Origin of the sequence: Diaphorobacter sp. C33 (genome assembly GCF_030503915.1) — a bacterium.
Lineage (GTDB): Bacteria > Pseudomonadota > Gammaproteobacteria > Burkholderiales > Burkholderiaceae_C > Diaphorobacter > Diaphorobacter nitroreducens.
In genome coordinates, this window is sequence record NZ_CP129980.1 from 47,127 (window position 1) to 63,984 (window position 16,858).

18 protein-coding genes are annotated in these 16,858 nt (G+C 68.2%); 15 read left to right on the plus strand and 3 right to left on the minus strand.

The window, feature by feature from the left end; translation table 11 throughout:
* The first annotated feature begins 34 nt into the window (after positions 1-34).
* The 15 genes from mlaD (at position 35) to hisA (ending at position 12,300) form a co-directional block, all read left to right on the plus strand.
* Positions 35-520, plus strand: a complete 486-nt coding sequence (mlaD, locus tag QY917_RS00210; protein ID WP_012655711.1) for an outer membrane lipid asymmetry maintenance protein MlaD — start codon at positions 35-37, stop codon at positions 518-520.
* Entirely contained in the window at positions 517-1,269 is a 753-nt protein-coding gene (locus tag QY917_RS00215; protein WP_123675038.1) for a VacJ family lipoprotein, read from the plus strand. The genes mlaD and QY917_RS00215 overlap by 4 nt, the downstream gene beginning before the upstream one ends.
* Before the next feature lie 178 nt (positions 1,270-1,447).
* Complete coding sequence (locus tag QY917_RS00220) at positions 1,448-2,095, plus strand: phospholipid-binding protein MlaC (RefSeq protein WP_012655713.1); 648 nt, start codon at positions 1,448-1,450, stop codon at positions 2,093-2,095.
* A 30-nt stretch (positions 2,096-2,125) separates the two neighbouring features.
* On the plus strand, positions 2,126-2,395 hold the full coding sequence (locus QY917_RS00225; protein ID WP_011804203.1) for a lipid asymmetry maintenance protein MlaB: 270 nt from the start codon (positions 2,126-2,128) through the stop codon (positions 2,393-2,395).
* Positions 2,396-2,492: 97 nt separating this feature from the next.
* The gene (locus QY917_RS00230; RefSeq protein WP_103737812.1) at positions 2,493-3,410 is read left to right on the plus strand and encodes an ABC transporter ATP-binding protein; all 918 of its coding nucleotides are present in this window, start codon (positions 2,493-2,495) and stop codon (positions 3,408-3,410) included.
* Positions 3,407-4,162 carry an ABC transporter permease gene (locus tag QY917_RS00235; RefSeq protein WP_011804205.1) on the plus strand — a complete coding sequence of 252 codons (756 nt, stop codon included), beginning with the start codon at positions 3,407-3,409 and terminating at the stop codon, positions 4,160-4,162. Before QY917_RS00230 ends, QY917_RS00235 begins: the two co-directional genes overlap by 4 nt.
* Before the next feature lies 1 nt (position 4,163).
* The gene (locus QY917_RS00240) at positions 4,164-4,412 is read left to right on the plus strand and encodes a BolA family protein (protein WP_011804206.1); all 249 of its coding nucleotides are present in this window, start codon (positions 4,164-4,166) and stop codon (positions 4,410-4,412) included.
* A 221-nt stretch (positions 4,413-4,633) separates the two neighbouring features.
* On the plus strand, positions 4,634-5,956 hold the full coding sequence (gene murA / locus QY917_RS00245; protein ID WP_123675039.1) for a UDP-N-acetylglucosamine 1-carboxyvinyltransferase: 1,323 nt from the start codon (positions 4,634-4,636) through the stop codon (positions 5,954-5,956).
* The gene (gene hisG / locus QY917_RS00250; RefSeq protein ID WP_011804208.1) at positions 5,953-6,603 is read left to right on the plus strand and encodes an ATP phosphoribosyltransferase; all 651 of its coding nucleotides are present in this window, start codon (positions 5,953-5,955) and stop codon (positions 6,601-6,603) included. The genes murA and hisG overlap by 4 nt, the downstream gene beginning before the upstream one ends.
* A 215-nt stretch (positions 6,604-6,818) precedes the next feature.
* Complete coding sequence (hisD, locus tag QY917_RS00255; protein ID WP_123675040.1) at positions 6,819-8,138, plus strand: histidinol dehydrogenase; 1,320 nt, start codon at positions 6,819-6,821, stop codon at positions 8,136-8,138.
* A gap of 459 nt (positions 8,139-8,597) precedes the next feature.
* Positions 8,598-9,005 (plus strand): PIN domain-containing protein, encoded by a 408-nt coding sequence (locus QY917_RS17330; RefSeq protein WP_238526594.1) that lies wholly within the window; start codon positions 8,598-8,600, stop codon positions 9,003-9,005.
* Positions 9,006-9,043: 38 nt separating this feature from the next.
* Positions 9,044-10,150, plus strand: a complete 1,107-nt coding sequence (gene hisC, locus QY917_RS00265; RefSeq protein WP_123675251.1) for a histidinol-phosphate transaminase — start codon at positions 9,044-9,046, stop codon at positions 10,148-10,150.
* The gene (hisB, locus tag QY917_RS00270; RefSeq protein WP_011804212.1) at positions 10,147-10,779 is read left to right on the plus strand and encodes an imidazoleglycerol-phosphate dehydratase HisB; all 633 of its coding nucleotides are present in this window, start codon (positions 10,147-10,149) and stop codon (positions 10,777-10,779) included. The genes hisC and hisB overlap by 4 nt, the downstream gene beginning before the upstream one ends.
* A 50-nt stretch (positions 10,780-10,829) precedes the next feature.
* Positions 10,830-11,498 carry an imidazole glycerol phosphate synthase subunit HisH gene (hisH, locus tag QY917_RS00275; protein ID WP_011804213.1) on the plus strand — a complete coding sequence of 223 codons (669 nt, stop codon included), beginning with the start codon at positions 10,830-10,832 and terminating at the stop codon, positions 11,496-11,498.
* Positions 11,499-11,556: 58 nt separating this feature from the next.
* Positions 11,557-12,300 (plus strand): 1-(5-phosphoribosyl)-5-[(5-phosphoribosylamino)methylideneamino]imidazole-4-carboxamide isomerase, encoded by a 744-nt coding sequence (gene hisA / locus QY917_RS00280; protein ID WP_012655720.1) that lies wholly within the window; start codon positions 11,557-11,559, stop codon positions 12,298-12,300.
* 45 nt (positions 12,301-12,345) lie between these two features.
* Here hisA and QY917_RS00285 read toward each other — a convergent pair whose 3' ends face one another.
* From QY917_RS00285 to QY917_RS00295, 3 genes are read right to left on the minus strand one after another with little or no spacing between them, the layout of a single operon-like run.
* Positions 12,346-13,416 carry an HlyD family efflux transporter periplasmic adaptor subunit gene (locus QY917_RS00285; protein ID WP_123675042.1) on the minus strand — a complete coding sequence of 357 codons (1,071 nt, stop codon included), beginning with the start codon at positions 13,414-13,416 and terminating at the stop codon, positions 12,346-12,348.
* Entirely contained in the window at positions 13,413-15,527 is a 2,115-nt protein-coding gene (locus tag QY917_RS00290) for a TolC family protein (protein WP_123675043.1), read from the minus strand. Before QY917_RS00290 ends, QY917_RS00285 begins: the two co-directional genes overlap by 4 nt.
* Before the next feature lies 1 nt (position 15,528).
* A complete protein-coding gene (locus QY917_RS00295) occupies positions 15,529-16,854 on the minus strand; it encodes a glycosyltransferase (protein WP_012655723.1) in 1,326 nt (441 codons plus the stop codon).
* Positions 16,855-16,858 lie beyond the last annotated feature (4 nt).

A 16,858-nucleotide genomic window follows, 5' to 3' on the forward strand; every position in this document is an offset into this window, starting at 1 on the left:
CGGCGACCATGCGTCTGTCTTGAGGAAATTCACCATGCAGCATTCCAAAAACGATTTCTGGGTGGGGCTGTTCGTCCTGCTGGGCGGAGCGGCGCTGGTCTTCCTGGCCCTGCAGTCGGCCAACCTGTTGAACCTGAACTTCCGCTCGGGCTATACCGTGACGGCGCGTTTCGACAACATCGGCGGGCTCAAGCCCAAGGCCGCGGTGCGCAGCGCCGGTGTGGTGGTGGGGCGCGTGCAGTCCATCGGCTTCGACGACACGACCTACCAGGCGCGCGTGACACTGGAGTTGGAAAAGCGCTATGTGTTCCCCAAGGACAGTTCGCTCAAGATCCTGACCAGCGGCCTGTTGGGCGACCAGTACATCGGCATCGAGCCGGGAGCCGACGAGAACAACCTGGCCGAGGGCGACATGGTGACCGCCACCCAATCCGCGGTAGTGCTGGAAAACCTGATCGGCCAATTCCTGTATGGCAAGGCCGAAGAAGGTGCTTCGTCCAATGGAGGTACCAAGAAATGACAAATCAACCTCGCTTCACGGGCTGGACTGCCCGCTGGGCGGCGCTGTTGCTCGGCGCGGCCCTCATGAGCGGCTGCGCCACGGGCCCCAACGCCAACCCCGCAGATCCGTTCGAACCCTTCAACCGCGGCGTGCATTCGTTCAATGACAGCGTGGACAAGGCGGTGCTCAAACCCGTCGCCACCGTTTACCGCGACGTGACGCCGCAGCCGGTGCGTACGGGCGTGAGCAACTTCTTTGGCAACCTGGGCGATGCCTGGTCGTTCGTCAACAACCTGCTGCAGTTCCGCGGGCTGGAGGCTTACGAGAGCCTCGTGCGCTTCACCACCAACACCTTCTTCGGGCTGGGCGGCGTACTGGACATCGCCAGCGAGGCAGGCATCGAGCGGCACAAGCAGGACTTTGGCCTGACGCTGGGCCGCTGGGGCGTGCCCACGGGGCCGTATCTCGTGCTGCCGCTGCTGGGGCCGTCCACCGTGCGCGACACGGCCGCTTTGCCGGTAGACAGTTGGGGCAACCCGCTGGGCCAGCTTGACCCGGTGGAGGTGCGCAATTCCCTGTACGGCCTGCGCCTTGTCGATAAGCGCGCTAGCCTGCTGCGTGCGGGCTCGGTGCTGGATACGGCGGCCCTGGACCCCTACAGCTTCACGCGCGACGTGTACCTCAAGGTGCGTAGTGGCGTGTCAGGCGCACGCGACGAGGACGCCTATGAGGAAAACGGGGGCAAGCTGCCCGACGACGCGTACTGAAAACCCGTAAAGGCCGGCCTGACAAGCACTCGGGCCCCTGGCTGACAGGCGCGGTTGCAGTTGCTTGCATCCCTGCACGTGGGCGACGCATGTGCAGCGCGGGGCGCCCTCCACAATCTACTCAACGAAACCATACATGGCAGCGCACGGCGTGGCGCTGCACGCAAGGAGCCTCACCATGATGAACCGCCGTACCCTGATCCATGCCGCCGCCGCGATGGCGGTGGCCACGTGGGTGGCCGTGCCCCAGGCCGCGCTGGCGGCCGACGAGGCACCGGATGCCCTCGTCAAGCGCCTCTCGGTCGATGTGCTGGAGACGCTGCGCAAAGACAAATCCATCAAGGCCGGCGACGTGGACCGCATCATGGCGCTGGTGGACAAGACCATCCTGCCCCACGTGAACTTCCGCCGCATGACGGCAGCGTCCGTCGGGCCGGGCTGGCGCAAGGCTACGCCGGAGCAGCAGGCGCGCCTGCAGGACGAGTTCAAGACACTGCTGGTGCGCACTTATGCAGGCGCGCTCAGCCAGGTCACGGACCAGAGCATTGTTGTGAAGCCGCTGCGCGCAGCCGCCGAAGACAAGGACGTGCTCGTGCGCACCGAAATCCGCGGCCGGGGCGACCCGATACAACTGGACTACCGTCTGGAGAAGACGCCGGGCGAGGGTGCGGGCTGGAAAATCTACAACCTCAACGTTCTGGGGGTGTGGCTGGTGGAAACCTACCGCAGCCAGTTCGCGCAGGAGATCAACGCCAAGGGCGTGGATGGCCTGATCGAGGCGCTGGTGGCGCGCAACAAGGCCAACGCCGCCTCCAGCGCCAAGTAACCAGAACAGAAAGAACCGAAAGGCCTGTGCATGCTGGTGCTGCCCGCTGAACTCACCCACCGCCACGCTGGCGCCACCCTGCGCATGCTGCTGCAAGGGCTCAAGGCCCAGGACGAATCGCTGGTGGTGGTGGATGCCGGTGCGCTAACGGCCTTCGACTCCTCCGCACTGGCGGTGCTGCTGGAGTGCCGCCGCGCAGCGGTGTTCGAGAACCGGGGTTTCGTGGTCAAGGCCCTGCCGCCGGCGCTGTCCAGCCTGGCGGGGCTGTACGGGGTGCAGGAACTGCTGCCCGCCCTGTAGCGGCGGCCTGCGGGGCTGACCACACTTGCGGGTTGCCTGCCGGCCAAACCCCTGCGGACACGCGCGCAAGAGCCCCCCTTTAGAATGCCGCTCTTCCATGCCCGCCGTCTCCTTCCAATCCATTTCCAAGAGCTTTTCCACTCCCCGAGGGCCTTTCCAGGCGCTGCAGGATGTCAGTCTGGACATCGAGGAGGGCGAGTTCTTCGGCCTGCTGGGCCCCAACGGCGCCGGCAAGACCACGCTGATCAGCATCCTCGCCGGGCTGGCGCGCGCCACCAGCGGGCGTGTCAGCGTGCTGGGCCATGACGTGCAAACCCAGTTTGCCGACGCGCGCAGGCTGCTGGGCGTGGTGCCGCAGGAACTGGTGTTCGACCCGTTCTTCAACGTGCGCGAGACGCTGCGCATCCAGTCCGGCTACTTCGGTGTGAAGAACAACGATGCCTGGATCGATGAGCTGCTGGAGAACCTGGGGCTGGCCGACAAGGCCACGGCCAATATGCGCCAGCTCTCGGGCGGCATGAAGCGCCGCGTGCTCGTGGCCCAGGCGCTGGTGCACAAACCGCCCATCATCGTGCTGGACGAGCCTACGGCCGGCGTGGACGTGGAGCTGCGCCAGACGCTGTGGCAGTTTGTGGCGCGCCTCAACAAGCAGGGCCACACGGTGCTGCTGACCACCCATTACCTTGAAGAGGCCGAGGCGCTGTGCACGCGGCTGGCCATGCTCAAGCGCGGGCGCGTCGTGGCCTTGGCGCGCACGTCCGAGCTGCTGCAGGCGGCCTCCACCAACGTCCTGCGGTTCAAGACCGACGATACGCTGCCGGCCGACCTGGCAGCGCTGGCGCGCGTGACCGGCCGCGTGGCCCAGTTGCCCGCGCAGGACGCGCAGGAGATCGAGCAGTTGCTGGCCCGGCTGCGCGCCGCCGGCGTGCGCGTGGAGGATGTGGAGATCCGCAAGGCCGACCTGGAGGATGTGTTCCTCAACGTCATGGCGGCCGAGCAGGAGGAGCACGCATGATCGGCTGGCAGACCCTGTTCTACAAGGAAGTGCTGCGCTTTTGGAAGGTGGGCTTCCAGACCGTGGCGGCGCCGGTGCTCACGGCGGTGCTGTACCTGCTGATCTTCGGCCATGTGCTCGAAGACCATGTCAAGGTCTATGACCGGCTGAGCTACACCGCCTTCCTGGTGCCCGGCCTGGTGATGATGAGCGTGCTGCAGAACGCCTTTGCCAACAGCTCGTCCAGCCTGATCCAGAGCAAGATCATGGGCAGTCTTGTGTTCGTGCTGCTCACGCCGCTGTCGCACCGTGCCTGGTTCGCGGCCTACGTGGGCTCGTCCATGGTGCGCGGCCTGGTGGTGGGCCTGGGTGTGTTCATCGTCACGCTGGCGTTCGCCACGCCGCAGTTCGCCGCGCCGTTGTGGATTCTTGCGTTCGCGCTGCTGGGCGCGGCGCTGCTGGCCACGCTGGGGGTCATCGCGGGACTGTGGGCCGACAAGTTCGACCAGATGGCGGCATTCCAGAACTTCATCATCGTGCCCATGACCTTCCTGTCGGGCGTGTTCTATTCGGTGCAATCGCTGCCGCCGTTCTGGCAGGGCGCAAGCCACCTGAACCCGTTCTTCTACATGATCGACGGCTTCCGCTACGGCTTCTTCGGCGTGAGCGACGTCTCCCCCTGGCTCAGCCTGGGCGTCGTCAGCCTGGCATGGGCGCTGGTCAGCTTGCTGGCGCTGCACCTGCTGCGCACGGGCTACAAAATCAGGAACTGACATGACTGCAGACCAACTCAAGGACATCATCAGCGCGGGCATGGCCTGCGACCACATCACGCTGGAGGGCGACGGCCGCCACTGGTACGCCACCATCGTGTCGTCCGAGTTCGAGGGCAAGCGCTCCATCCAGCGCCACCAGCGTGTCTACGCCACACTGGGCGCACGCATGCAGTCGGACGAGGTGCATGCGTTGTCCATGAAGACCTTCACCCCCGCCGAGTGGGCGCAGGCCCAGGCGGGCGACTGATACGGCCCCGTCCTTCGCAAGATGGCCGTGCGGCCGGGACCGTGCCCCGGCGCGGGGGCGGCACGGGCGTCATGCCCCGGTCCTCGCCGGTGGATGGGCGCATACACCGTCGCGCGGCGTTCCCCGAAAGAATTCGCGCACTATTATTTTAATAGCTGCTACCGCTTGATAGATAAGCGCTAGAGCCATTTTTGGCACTGAATGCAGCAACCGGCAAACCCATGGACAAACTCCTGATTCGCGGTGGCCGCCCCCTGGTGGGCGAGGTGCCGATTTCCGGCGCCAAGAACGCCGCGCTGCCCGAGCTGTGCGCCGCGCTGCTCACGGCCGACCCGGTCACCCTGCACAACGTGCCGCGCCTGCAGGACGTAGCCACCATGCTGCGGCTCATCCGGAACATGGGCGTGCAGGTGGACCGCATCGCTAACCCCGACTGCTCCGTGGCCGATGCGGCCGGCATAGTGCGCCTGGACGCGGGCGGCCTGTCCACGCCCGAGGCGCCCTACGATCTGGTCAAGACCATGCGCGCCTCGGTACTGGCGCTGGGGCCGCTGCTGGCCCGCTTCGGCGAGGCCACGGTGTCGCTGCCGGGCGGCTGCGCCATCGGATCGCGCCCGGTGGACCAGCACATCAAGGGGCTGCAGGCCATGGGCGCGCAGATCGTGGTCGAGCACGGCTACATGATCGCCAGGCTGCCGCAGGGGTGCACGCGACTCAGGGGGGCGCGCATCACCACCGACATGGTCACGGTGACCGGCACTGAGAATCTGCTCATGGCCGCCACGCTGGCTGAGGGGGAGACCGTGCTGGAGAACGCCGCGCAGGAACCCGAGGTGGCGGACCTGGCCGAGATGCTCATCAAGATGGGCGCGCGTATCCAGGGTCATGGCACCAGCCGCGTCCGCATCCAGGGTGTCGAGCGGCTGCACGGCTGCGAGCACGCCGTCGTGGCCGACCGCATTGAGGCCGGCACCTTCCTGTGCGCCGTGGCCGCCACGGGCGGCGACGCGCTGCTGCGCCACGGGCGTGCTGACCACCTGGACGCCGTGATCGACAAACTGCGCGACGCGGGCGTGCAGGTGGCGCCGGAAGAGGGTGGCATCCGCGTGCGCAGCCCTGGCGCGGCGCAGCTCAAGGCGCAGGGCTTTCGCACCACTGAGTACCCGGGCTTTCCCACCGACATGCAGGCGCAGTTCATGGCGCTGAACGTGGTGGCCCAGGGCACCGCCACGGTGGCCGAGACGATCTTCGAAAACCGTTTCATGCACGTCAACGAGCTGCTGCGCCTTGGCGCGAAAATCCAGACCACGGATGGCCGCGTAGCGGTGATCGAGGGGCTGGGCGGCGCGGCGCCTACCGGCGCGCGGCTGTCGGGCGCCACCGTCATGGCCACCGACCTGCGCGCCTCGGCCAGCCTGGTGATCGCCGGGCTGGTGGCCGACGGGGAAACGCTGGTGGACCGCATCTACCATCTGGACCGCGGCTACGACTGCATGGAAGCCAAACTGCGCGGCCTGGGGGCCAACATCGAGAGAATTCAATGACGCAGCAGATCACACTCGCCCTGTCCAAGGGCCGCATCTTCGAAGAAACCCTGCCTCTGCTGGCCGCTGCCGGCATCGAGGTGCTGGAAGACCCGGAGAAGTCGCGCAAGCTCATCCTGCCCACCAGCCGCCCCGAGGTGCGCGTGGTGCTGGTGCGTGCCACCGACGTGCCGACCTACGTGCAATACGGCGGCGCCGATCTGGGTGTGGCCGGCAAGGACTCGCTCATCGAGCACGGCGGCCAGGGGCTGTTCCGTCCGCTGGATCTGAAGATTGCCAAGTGCCGCGTGAGCGTGGCCGTGCGCGCCGATTTCGACTACCGCGAGGCCGTCACCCAGGGCTCGCGCCTGAAGGTGGCCACCAAATACACCAGCATCGCGCGCGATTTCTTCGCCAGCAAGGGCGTCCACGTGGACCTCATCAAGCTCTACGGCAGCATGGAACTGGCGCCGCTCACCGGCCTGGCCGATGCCATCGTGGACCTGGTCTCCACTGGCAACACGCTCAAGGCCAACAACCTCGTGGAGGTCGAGCAGATCATGGACATCAGTTCGCACCTGGTGGTGAACCAGGCCGCGCTGAAGCTGAAGCAGGCGCCGCTGCGCCGCATCATCGACGCATTCGCCTCCGCCGTGCCGCAGGGCTGAGGGGTGCGCAGGGCTGAGGGGTGCGCAGGGCTGAGGGGTGCGCAGGGCTGAGGGGTGCGCAGGGCTGCGTCTGCGCCGCTTTGGTTCCGCGTCCATCGCCCGGCGTTGCAACCGCGCGCCGTGGCCCGAGTTATGGTGAGAACATCGTGGCCGGGCACCCCTCGGCTACCGCAACGGCGCGCCGATTCCTTTCGTACATTCTGAGTAGGTCCACTATGCAATTCGTAGCTGCTCCCGTCCGCCTGTCCACCGCTGACGACACTTTCGAGGTGGAATTCGCCGCACGCCTGCACTGGTCGGCGGACACGGATGCGGCCATCGAGCAGCGCGTGGCGGGCATCCTGGCCGACGTGCGCGAGCGCGGCGACGCCGCAGTGCTGGAGTACACGCAGCGCTTCGACGGCCTGCATGCGCAGGGCTTGCCGTCGCTGGAGCTCAAGGCCAGCGAACTGCAAGCCGCCTTCGACGGCCTGCCCGCGGCGCAGCGCGACGCGCTGACGGCCGCCGCCGCCCGCGTGCGCCGCTACCACGAGGCGCAGAAAAAGGCCAATGGCGAAAGCTGGAGCTACCGCGACGACGACGGCACCCTTCTGGGCCAGAAAGTCACGCCGCTGGACCGCGTGGGCATCTACGTGCCGGGCGGCAAGGCCGCGTACCCGAGCAGCGTGCTCATGAACGCCATTCCCGCGCACGTGGCGGGCGTGCGGGACATCATCATGGTCGTGCCCACGCCCCAAGGCACCAAAAACCCGCTGGTGCTGGCCGCGGCGCATGTGGCGGGCGTCACACGCGCCTTCACCATCGGCGGCGCGCAGGCCGTGGCGGCGCTGGCCTATGGCACGCAGACCATTCCCAAGGTGGACAAGATCACCGGCCCCGGCAACGCCTACGTGGCCAGCGCCAAGAAGCATGTGTTCGGCACCGTGGGCATCGACATGATTGCCGGCCCCAGCGAGATTCTGGTGCTGGCCGACGGCAGCACGCCGGCGGAATGGGTGGCGATGGATCTCTTCTCGCAGGCCGAGCACGACGAGCTGGCGCAGTCCATCCTGCTGTGCCCCGATGCGGCCTACATCGACCAGGTCCAGTCCGCCATCGACCGTCTGCTGCCCCAGATGCCGCGCGCCGAGATCATCGCCAAGAGCCTCACCGGGCGCGGCGCGCTCATCCATACGCGCAACATGGAAGAGGCGTGTGAGATCAGCAACCGTATCGCTCCCGAGCACCTGGAGGTGAGCAGCCGCGAGCCGCACCGCTGGGAGCCGCTGCTGCGCCACGCGGGCGCGATCTTTCTGGGCGCCTACACCAGCGAATCGCTGGGCGACTATTGCGCTGGGCCCAACCATGTGCTGCCCACCAGCGGCACGGCACGCTTCTCGTCGCCGCTGGGCGTGTACGACTTCCAAAAGCGCAGCAGCATCATCGAGGTGAGCGAGCAGGGCGCGCAGAGCCTGGGCCGCATCGCCAGCGTGCTGGCGCATGGCGAGGGGCTGCAGGGGCATGCACGGGCGGCGGAGATGCGGCTCAAGTCCTGACCACTCCGACAGCCTGTACGCCTACCAAGCCACCTTGCGAGGTGGCTTGGTCTTTTCAAAAAAGAGAGCGCCTGGCGCTGAATGGCCAAGCCTTAGAAGCGAAAAACACAGCAAATTCAACAAACACGAATTTCGTGTCACACGAAATTCGTGTACGATAAACGCATGAAGAACGTCACCATCACCGTGGACGACCCGGTGCTCGAATGGGCCCGGATCGAGGCGGCGCGGCGCGGCACCAGCGTGTCACGCATGGTGGGGGACTTTCTAGGCGAGATGCAGCGCCGCGAGGACGCCTACGAGCGTGCCTATCTCGCCTGGCGCACGGACGAGCGCACCTGGCGCGCGGGCGCCGCAGCGTGGCGTATCCACGGCTTCGAGCGCAGTCCTGCCCACGTAGGTGAGGCGCCGCAGCCACTGCAGCGCAGCCTGGAGCAACCCGTGTTTGTGGACACGGCTGTGCTGGTCGCCGCCGAGGACGGCGCCGATGCCGCCCTGCAAGCCCCGGTGCTGGCCTGTCTGGACTTGCTGTGGCGCGAGCGCTTGGGGCGTGTCAGCAGCCAGGTGCTGGCCGAGTTTTACGACACCGTGACGCGCGCCGCCAGCGCGCCCATGCCGCACGGCGATGCACGCGCGGCCATCCGCCGCTACCACAGCTGGACGCCCTGGCAGATCGATGCTGCCACGCTGGAGACCGCCTGGGCGCTGGAGGCGCGGCACCAACTGGCCTGGGGCGACTGCCTGGCGCTGGCCGCCGCGCAGCACAGCGGCTGCGCGAGCCTGCTGTCGCTGAGTCTGCCGCAGGGCGCGCAGTATGGCGGCGTAGAGGTGCTGCATCCGCTGCATTGCGCGTTGGCTGTCCCCTGATGTGGCGGCGCCGCCCGATCGAATGGAGTGATGAACGCATGACAACCCCTTCTGCCGAACTGCCCGCGCTGGCGCGCATCCGCGACGACGTGCGCGCCATGCAGGCTTACGTCGTGGCCGATGCGACCGGCTACCTGAAGATGGACGCGATGGAGAACCCCTTCGGCCTGCCGCCCGCGCTGCAGGCCGCGCTGGGGCAGCGCCTGGGGCAACTCGCGCTCAACCGCTACCCCGGTACGCGCCAGAACGACCTGAAGGCTGCGCTGGCAGCCTACGCCGGGGCACCGGCAGGCTCGGCCGTGCTGCTGGGCAATGGTTCCGACGAGCTCATTTCCCTCGTGGCGCTGGCCTGCGCGCGCGCGCAGGCGACCGTGCTGGCGCCCGTGCCGGGCTTCGTGATGTATGCGATGAGCGCGCAGCTGCAGGGCTTGGGCTTCGTGGGCGTGCCGTTGACGGCGGACTTCGAGCTGGACGAGGCCGCGATGCTGGCCGCGATCGCCCAGCACCGCCCGGCCATCACCTTCCTGGCCTATCCCAACAACCCCACGGCCACGCTGTGGGACGAGGCCGTGGTGCAGCGCATCATCGACGCCGCCGGTGCGCAGGGCGGCATCGTGGTCATGGACGAGGCCTACCAGCCCTTTGCCAGCCGCAGCTGGATCGAGCGCATGCGCGTGCAGCCCGAGCGCAACGGCCATGTGCTGCTGATGCGCACGCTCTCCAAGTTCGGCCTGGCCGGCGTGCGCCTGGGCTACATGATCGGCCCCGCCGCGCTGGTGGCCGAGGTCGACAAGGTGCGCCCGCCCTACAACGTGAGTGTGCTGAACACCGAGGCCGCCCTGTTCGCGCTGGAACATGCCGACGTGTTCGCCGCCCAGGCCGACGAGCTGCGTGCCGCGCGCACCGAGCTGCTGGCCGCGCTGCGCGCCATGCTCGGCATTGAGCGCGTGTGGGACAGCCAGGCCAACATGGTGCTGGTGCGTGTGCCCGATGCCGCCCGCGCCTATGAGGGCATGAAGGCCCGCAAGGTGCTCGTCAAGAACGTTTCTACAATGCATCCATTGCTGGCAGGCTGCCTGCGTCTGACGGTGGGCAGTAGTGCCGACAACGCCCAGATGCTCGCAGCGCTCCAGGCATCCCTATGACTTCCTCCGCACTCGTTCCTTCTTCCGCAGAACTCTGCCCCGACCGCACGGCCGAGGTCAGCCGCACGACGGCCGAGACGCGCATCACCGTGCGCGTGAATCTCGACGGCACCGGCGCGGCCAGCCTGCACACCGGCATCGGTTTCTTCGACCACATGCTCGACCAGATCGCGCGCCATGGGCTGATCGACCTGCAGATCGACTGCGACGGCGACCTGCACATCGACGGCCACCACACGGTGGAAGATGTGGGCATCACGCTGGGCCAGGCTTTCGCGCGGGCCGTGGGCGACAAGAAGGGCATCCGCCGCTACGGCCATGCCTACGTGCCGCTCGATGAAGCCCTGTCACGCGTGGTGGTGGACTTCTCGGGCCGCCCGGGGCTGCACCTGCACATTCCGTTCACCGCCGGGAGCATTGGCGGTTTCGACACCCAGCTCACCTACGAATTCTTCCAGGGCTTCGTGAACCATGCGGGCGTGACGCTGCACATCGACAACCTGAAGGGCATCAACGCCCACCACCAGTGCGAGACGGTGTTCAAGGCCTTCGCGCGCGCGCTGCGCGCCGCGCTGGAGCGCGACCCGCGCGCCGCAGGCGTGATCCCCTCCACCAAGGGTTCCCTGTAAAATTCAAGCCAAATTGGCCTGTAACGCTTATCCATCAAGCGCAAGCAGCTATGAATAGTGAAGCAAAAACCGTCGCGGTCGTGGACTACGGCATGGGCAACCTGCGCTCCGTATCGCAGGCCGTGCAGGTCGCGGCGCAGGGCAGCGGTTTCCGGGTAATGGTCACCGCGCACCCCGATGAGGTGCGCGCGGCCGACCGCGTGGTGTTGCCCGGCCAGGGCGCCATGCCGGACTGCATGCGCGAGTTGCGGGAGTCGGGCCTGCTCGAATCCGTGCTGGAGGCTGCCGCGTCCAAGCCGCTGTTTGGCGTATGTGTGGGCATGCAGATGCTGCTGGACCACAGCGCCGAGGGCGACACCCCCGGGCTGGGCCTGATCCCGGGCGAGGTGCTCAAGTTCGACCTGGCCGGGCGCACCCAGCCCGACGGCAGCCGCTACAAGGTCCCCCAGATGGGCTGGAACCGCGTGCGCCAGGCGCGCCACGGCGGCGTGGCGCACCCGGTATGGGCGGGCGTGCCCGACGACAGCTACTTCTACTTTGTGCACAGCTTCTACGCGCGCCCGGCCAACCCGCTGCACTGCGCCGGCGAGGCTGACTACGGCGGCCCCTTTGCTGCGGCCATCGCACGCGATAATATTTTTGCTACCCAGTTCCACCCGGAGAAAAGCGCCGAGCACGGCCTGGCGCTGTACCGCAACTTCTTGCACTGGAAGCCCTGATTCTTCAACCCGGCAGGGCCGGGCCTTGTGCGGCTCGCCCCATTCCCCGCTCACCATCATGCTGCTCATCCCCGCCATCGACCTCAAGGACGGCCACTGCGTACGCCTCAAGCAAGGTGACATGGACCAATCGACCACCTTTGGCGAAGACCCCGCCGCCATGGCCCGCAAGTGGGCGGATGCGGGCGCGCGCCGCCTGCACCTGGTGGACCTGAACGGCGCGTTTGCCGGCCAGCCCAAGAACAAGGCGGCCATCAAGGCCATCCTGGCCGAGGTGGGCGCCGACATTCCGGTGCAGCTGGGCGGCGGCATCCGCGACCTGGACACCATCGAGCGCTACATCGACGCCGGGCTGCGGTACGTCATCATCGGCACGGCCGCGGTGAAGAACCCCGGCTTCCTCAAGGATGCGTGCAGCGCGTTTGGCGGCCACATCATCGTGGGCCTGGACGCCAAGGACGGCAAGGTGGCCACCGACGGCTGGAGCAAGCTCACCGGCCACGAGGTGGTCGATCTGGCGCGCAAGTTCCAGGACTGGGGCGTGGAATCCATCATCTACACCGACATCGGCCGCGACGGCATGCTCTCGGGCATCAATATCGAGGCTACGGTCAAGCTGGCCCAGGCCCTCACCATCCCCGTGATCGCCTCGGGCGGCCTGGCCGGCATCGCGGACATCGAGAAGCTCTGCGAAGTCGAAAACGAAGGCGTGGAAGGCGTCATCTGCGGGCGCGCGATCTATTCCGGCGACCTGGATTTCGCAGCCGCGCAGCATCGCGCCGACGAGCTGAGCCTGGCCTGAGCCGGGGCGGCCCGGCGCCTTCACCCGGCGGCGTATGCGGCCGGGTCAGAACCAGCGGCTGGCCACCCAGTCGAAACGCACATCCAGCGGCAATTGGTGGATGTGGTAGGGCGCGGGCAACGGCTCCAGCGCCTGGAGTTTCACCACGATGGACGGCGTGCGCGGGGTCAGCGGCGACACGCGGTCGGCCGGCGGGCTTTGCGCCTCCATCATGAGCCCCACCACTTTCGCGCGCACCTTGCCCCCGTCCATGAAATGCAGCGTGGCCATGCGGCCGACTCGCGCGTAGCGCGCCTTGTCGGGCGGCAGGTAGGCATGCACCAGCGGTTCCCCGCGCCGCTGCAGTACGGCGACCTCCGTGCCCTGGGCTACCCAGTCCCCCGGGCGCACCAGGGCCTGCACCGCGGTGGCGGCAAAGGGCGCAAGGGCGGTGCCGGGCTGCGCGGGCGCAGCTTCATCTGCGGGGGGCTGTGGCGTTGCAGGCGCTGCCGGGGCCGGCATGGCAGCCGGCACACGCGCCATCAACATGCGCTGCTCGCGCACATCGGCGCGGGCGCGGCTGAGGTCCGCCTCGGCCTGCAGGACCTGAAAGCGCAGGTTGTCCACTTCCTGCCGTGTGGCGGCCCCTTGCTCGCGCAAGCCCTGCATGGTGTGCAGCCTTTCCTGCTGGATCGCCAGACGGCGGCTGGCCAGGCGCTCGGCCTCGGTCAGCAGCGCCAGCCTGGCGGTGTAGGCCTGCGCCTGGGCGGGTTCCTGCGCATGCGGCGTGGGGCTTGGCGTGGCGGCAGGCGGTGCGGGGGTGTCCGTCGGCGTGCGCTCCAGCGCCATCACGGGCTGGCCGGGTTCCAGCGGTGCGCCGGGCGCCGCCACGAATGCCACGCGGCCGGCGGCCGGTGCGCGCAGGGTGGCCTGCTCCAGCACGACCTGGGCCGGCGTACTCTCCCACCAGTAGGCGATGCCGAAGCGGACCAGCAGGTAGGCGGGGGCCACCAGCACCATGGCGAGCAGCAAATACCAGCGCCAGCGCGGCACGCGGCGCTTGGCGGCTGCATAGCGCACTTCCAGGCCGTTGGTTTCCTGCGCCGAGGTGGGCGGCGCGTCAAAATTGATCTTCAAGGCCGAGCCTCCCTATAGTCTTCCCACGACTGCACCACGACGCCCCCAAAGCCCGGCAGGCCGGCCAATTGGTGTGCCAGCGCATCCCAGCGCTGCAGGGACTGGGCCTTGCCCAACGCGAAGCTGCTCTCTTGCGCCGGCAGCGCGGATTCGATGCTTTGCGCCACCGCGATGCGCAACCCCGCTGGCGCTGCTGACAACAACGGCCGGGCGAGGGTGGCGGTGCGCTCGGGGTTGTTCACGTAGAGCATCGCCACCACTTCGCCGACCCCGGCTGCGTGTACGCGTGCGGCAAAACCGGGTTGCTGCAGTTCACGGTAGTGTGTCGTCAGGGCCAGGGGCCAGGGAGCCGCGGCGCGCACCGCCTGCAGCGTGTCGATGAGGTGGCGGCTCCAGTCGCGCTGCTGGGCAGCGGGAAGCTGGCTGCGCTCCAGGTCCAGGTGCAGGGCGTCGGCGGGCAGGTCGCGCAAGGACTCCACCAGGGCCAGCAGTCGCGCGCGCTCGTGGGGCAACACCCAGGTAGGCTCACCCAGCAGCAGTTCGAGCGTCAGCTGCCGTGCCTGCGCCTGGGCGCGCAGGGCCATCCACCGCGCCCGGCCGTCGGGCCGTGCCAGGGCCTGCAACTGCGCCGCCGTGAACGACAGCAGCAGGCGGCGGCTGCGAGGGGGCAGTTCGTCCAGTTGCGCGGGCTGGTCCAGCAGGGCTTGCCCCTGCCACACGTACCAGCCCAGGCCGGTCTCGCCGGGCGCCGCCTTGGCGGAGGTCGGTGCCGTGCCCCCGGCCAGCGCGGCGACCGTCGCGGCCCAGGGATCGGGTGCCGCGGGGGCGTCGTGCCAGGCCAGCGTGCATCCATCGCCCAGGGCCAGCACGTCCAGGGCGGCCAGGTCGCGCCGCTCGGCGCCGTCCACCACCTGTACGGCGGCCTGGTACAGCGCATAGCGCGTGGTGAGCAGCTTGGAATAGCCGTCGCCGTCGAAGGCGTTCAGGCGCAACTGCGCGATCCGAAGCGCCTCGGCCGCGGCCTGCTGGCGGTGCTGGTGGCCCGCCATTTCCGTGTCGCGCAGCCGATAGGCGGCCAGGGCCTGCTGGGCCGCGGCCTCCAGTTCGCTGCGGCGCAAGGCCAGCAGCGCCTGAGCGCGGTCGATCTCGCCCTGCGCCTGGGCCAGGGCCGCATCGCGCTGGCTGCGCCACTGCAGCGGCAGAGAAAAATCAACGCCCACGCGCGTGCTGTGGCCCGTGGGGCCGCCGATGTCACGGCTGAACGACTGCGCCAGCGAGATGCTGGCTTGCACCCCCTCCAGGCGCGCATGCTGCTGGCGCTGCAGGGCTGCGTCCACTTCCTGTTGTGCCAGCGTGACGGCGGGGGATCGGTCCAGCGCCGCTGCGCCGGGGGCCAGGCAGGTCTGGGGCCAGGCGGGTTCCTGCGTCTGCACCGCTGCGGCGGGCTGCCCCGTCAGGCGCTCGATCTCCGCGCGGGCCAGATCCCGCGCGGCACTCTGGCTGTCATGCGTCGCCTGCACGATGTTGAACAGGCCGCCGAGGTCCAGCCGGTCGGCCTCCAGCAGCACGCCAGCGGCGTGGCGGCTCGCCAATTGCTCCTGCGCCTCGGCGCGCACCCGCAGGAAGGCGTCCGCCAGGCGGATGCGCTCCACACTGCGCAGGTGGCGCACATAGGCGCGGCGCACGGCAAGCACGGCCTCGTTTTCCATCTGCAGGCGGCGCAGTCGGCTTTGCTCCACGGCATGCTGGGCATCGTCCACCGTGCGTTGCTGCGCCGCGCGCGTGCCCAGCAGGGGCCAGCGCACCCCCAGGTGCATCTGGGTGCGCTGGTAGTCGCGGCTGAGGGTATCGGTCACCGCCTCGCGCGCGTTGTCCACGCCCGCGCCGCCAAACAGCTGGGCACCACTGCCCGCCTGCAGGGCGGCGCTGCGCTGCTCGGCCACGGTAACGTCCGCCTGCGCCAGCCGGGCCGATGGGGCGAAGGCGCGGGCGCGGTCCTCCAGCTGCGTGAGAGAGACCGGCGGGCTGGCGTGGGCCGCGGCGCCCTGCGGGCCCGCGCAGATGCAGGCCAGCAGAGCGATCAGGGTGTGACGGGGGCTGCGCTGGAACATGTCAGAACTTGGTCTTGCGCAGCACCCACCAGGGCGCCATGGACGAGTCCAAGTGGGACTTCATGAACATCTCGGCCATGATGGAGAACGAGCAGTGGATGCGGTTGACGAAGGCAAAGAGGGGAAACAGCGGCAGGAAGCCCAGGTACCACACGTCGTCCCGCGGCCGCTCGGATACGGCCACGACGTACAGCAGGAAGTAAAACAGCAGCGCGGCCAGGTAGGCGAGGTAGATGAAGGCCAGCACGCCCATCACCACCCCCAAGGGCATGGTGAAGAGCATGGTGCCGGTGTACGCCACGATCAGGAACGGCAGCACGAGCTGCATCAGCAGGCCGTTCACGATGACGAACAGGAAGTTGCGCCAGCCCAGCAGGCGCGGGCGCAGGTTGAAGCGGAACTTGCGGATGAAGATGTAGAACATGTCTCCATCCCAGCGCAGGCGCTGGCGAAAGAAGACGCGCCAGGTGTCCGGGGCGTCCGTGTGCCCGACGGCGTGCGGGTCGAACACGATGCGCAGGTCCGGGTGCCGGCCGAAGTACTGCTTGATGCGCATCGTCATGTCCAGGTCTTCGGCGGTGCCGGCGTCCCACCCGCCCAGGTTGCGCAGGAACCGGGTGCGGAAGACGCCGAACGCGCCGGAGATGTTGTTGACGATGTTGAACTCCGACAGTCCGGTCTTGCCCGCGCCGATGGAGAGCATGTATTCCAGTGCCTGCAGCCGCGTGACCAGCGAACGCTTGGCGTTGCGCACGCGCAGGTTACCCGCCACGCCCACGACGCCCGGGTCATCGAAGTGGCGCGTGGCGTTGCGCACCATGTCGTTATCGAAAGAGGTGTCGCCGTCCAGTGCCATCACCACCTCGCCCGTGGCAATGGACAGGCCCGCATTCAGCGACGACACGCGTCCCCCGCGCTGCCACTTGGGCAGCACCACCAGGCTGCGGCGCTGGGTGCCTGCCAGCAGCGACTGCGCGCGCCGCGCGGCGCGCAGCGTGGGGCCGTTTTGCAGCGCGCCGTCGATCACGGCGATGATCTCGATGAAGCCGGGGTACAGCTGTTGCGCCAGCGACCCGATGGTCTTGCCCACGTCCTCCCCCTCGGAATAGCAGGTAATGACGCACGACACGCGCGGATAGGCTTCGCGCTGGCGCAGCGGGCGGTGCTCACGCAATCCGTACTTCACCATGCCTGCGGTGACCAGCAGGAAGAAGGGCGCCTCCAGGAACACGACGAACGGAAAGAACTTGAGCGCCAGCTCCACCCAGTTCTGCTGGCTGGAGCTGGCGAACAGCGTCGCGAAGGCAAAGACGGCGGTGTCCCACATGCGG

Coding starts and splice junctions, on each gene's coding strand:
- mlaD (WP_012655711.1), top strand. CDS start 35: ATGCAGCATTCCAAAAACGATTTCTGGGTGGGGCTGTTCGTCCTGCTG.
- QY917_RS00215 (WP_123675038.1), top strand. CDS start 517: ATGACAAATCAACCTCGCTTCACGGGCTGGACTGCCCGCTGGGCGGCG.
- QY917_RS00220 (WP_012655713.1), top strand. CDS start 1,448: ATGATGAACCGCCGTACCCTGATCCATGCCGCCGCCGCGATGGCGGTG.
- QY917_RS00225 (WP_011804203.1), top strand. CDS start 2,126: ATGCTGGTGCTGCCCGCTGAACTCACCCACCGCCACGCTGGCGCCACC.
- QY917_RS00230 (WP_103737812.1), top strand. CDS start 2,493: ATGCCCGCCGTCTCCTTCCAATCCATTTCCAAGAGCTTTTCCACTCCC.
- QY917_RS00235 (WP_011804205.1), top strand. CDS start 3,407: ATGATCGGCTGGCAGACCCTGTTCTACAAGGAAGTGCTGCGCTTTTGG.
- QY917_RS00240 (WP_011804206.1), top strand. CDS start 4,164: ATGACTGCAGACCAACTCAAGGACATCATCAGCGCGGGCATGGCCTGC.
- murA (WP_123675039.1), top strand. CDS start 4,634: ATGGACAAACTCCTGATTCGCGGTGGCCGCCCCCTGGTGGGCGAGGTG.
- hisG (WP_011804208.1), top strand. CDS start 5,953: ATGACGCAGCAGATCACACTCGCCCTGTCCAAGGGCCGCATCTTCGAA.
- hisD (WP_123675040.1), top strand. CDS start 6,819: ATGCAATTCGTAGCTGCTCCCGTCCGCCTGTCCACCGCTGACGACACT.
- hisC (WP_123675251.1), top strand. CDS start 9,044: ATGACAACCCCTTCTGCCGAACTGCCCGCGCTGGCGCGCATCCGCGAC.
- hisB (WP_011804212.1), top strand. CDS start 10,147: ATGACTTCCTCCGCACTCGTTCCTTCTTCCGCAGAACTCTGCCCCGAC.
- hisH (WP_011804213.1), top strand. CDS start 10,830: ATGAATAGTGAAGCAAAAACCGTCGCGGTCGTGGACTACGGCATGGGC.
- hisA (WP_012655720.1), top strand. CDS start 11,557: ATGCTGCTCATCCCCGCCATCGACCTCAAGGACGGCCACTGCGTACGC.
- QY917_RS00290 (WP_123675043.1), bottom strand. CDS start 15,527: ATGTTCCAGCGCAGCCCCCGTCACACCCTGATCGCTCTGCTGGCCTGC.
- QY917_RS00295 (WP_012655723.1), bottom strand. CDS start 16,854: ATGTGGGACACCGCCGTCTTTGCCTTCGCGACGCTGTTCGCCAGCTCC.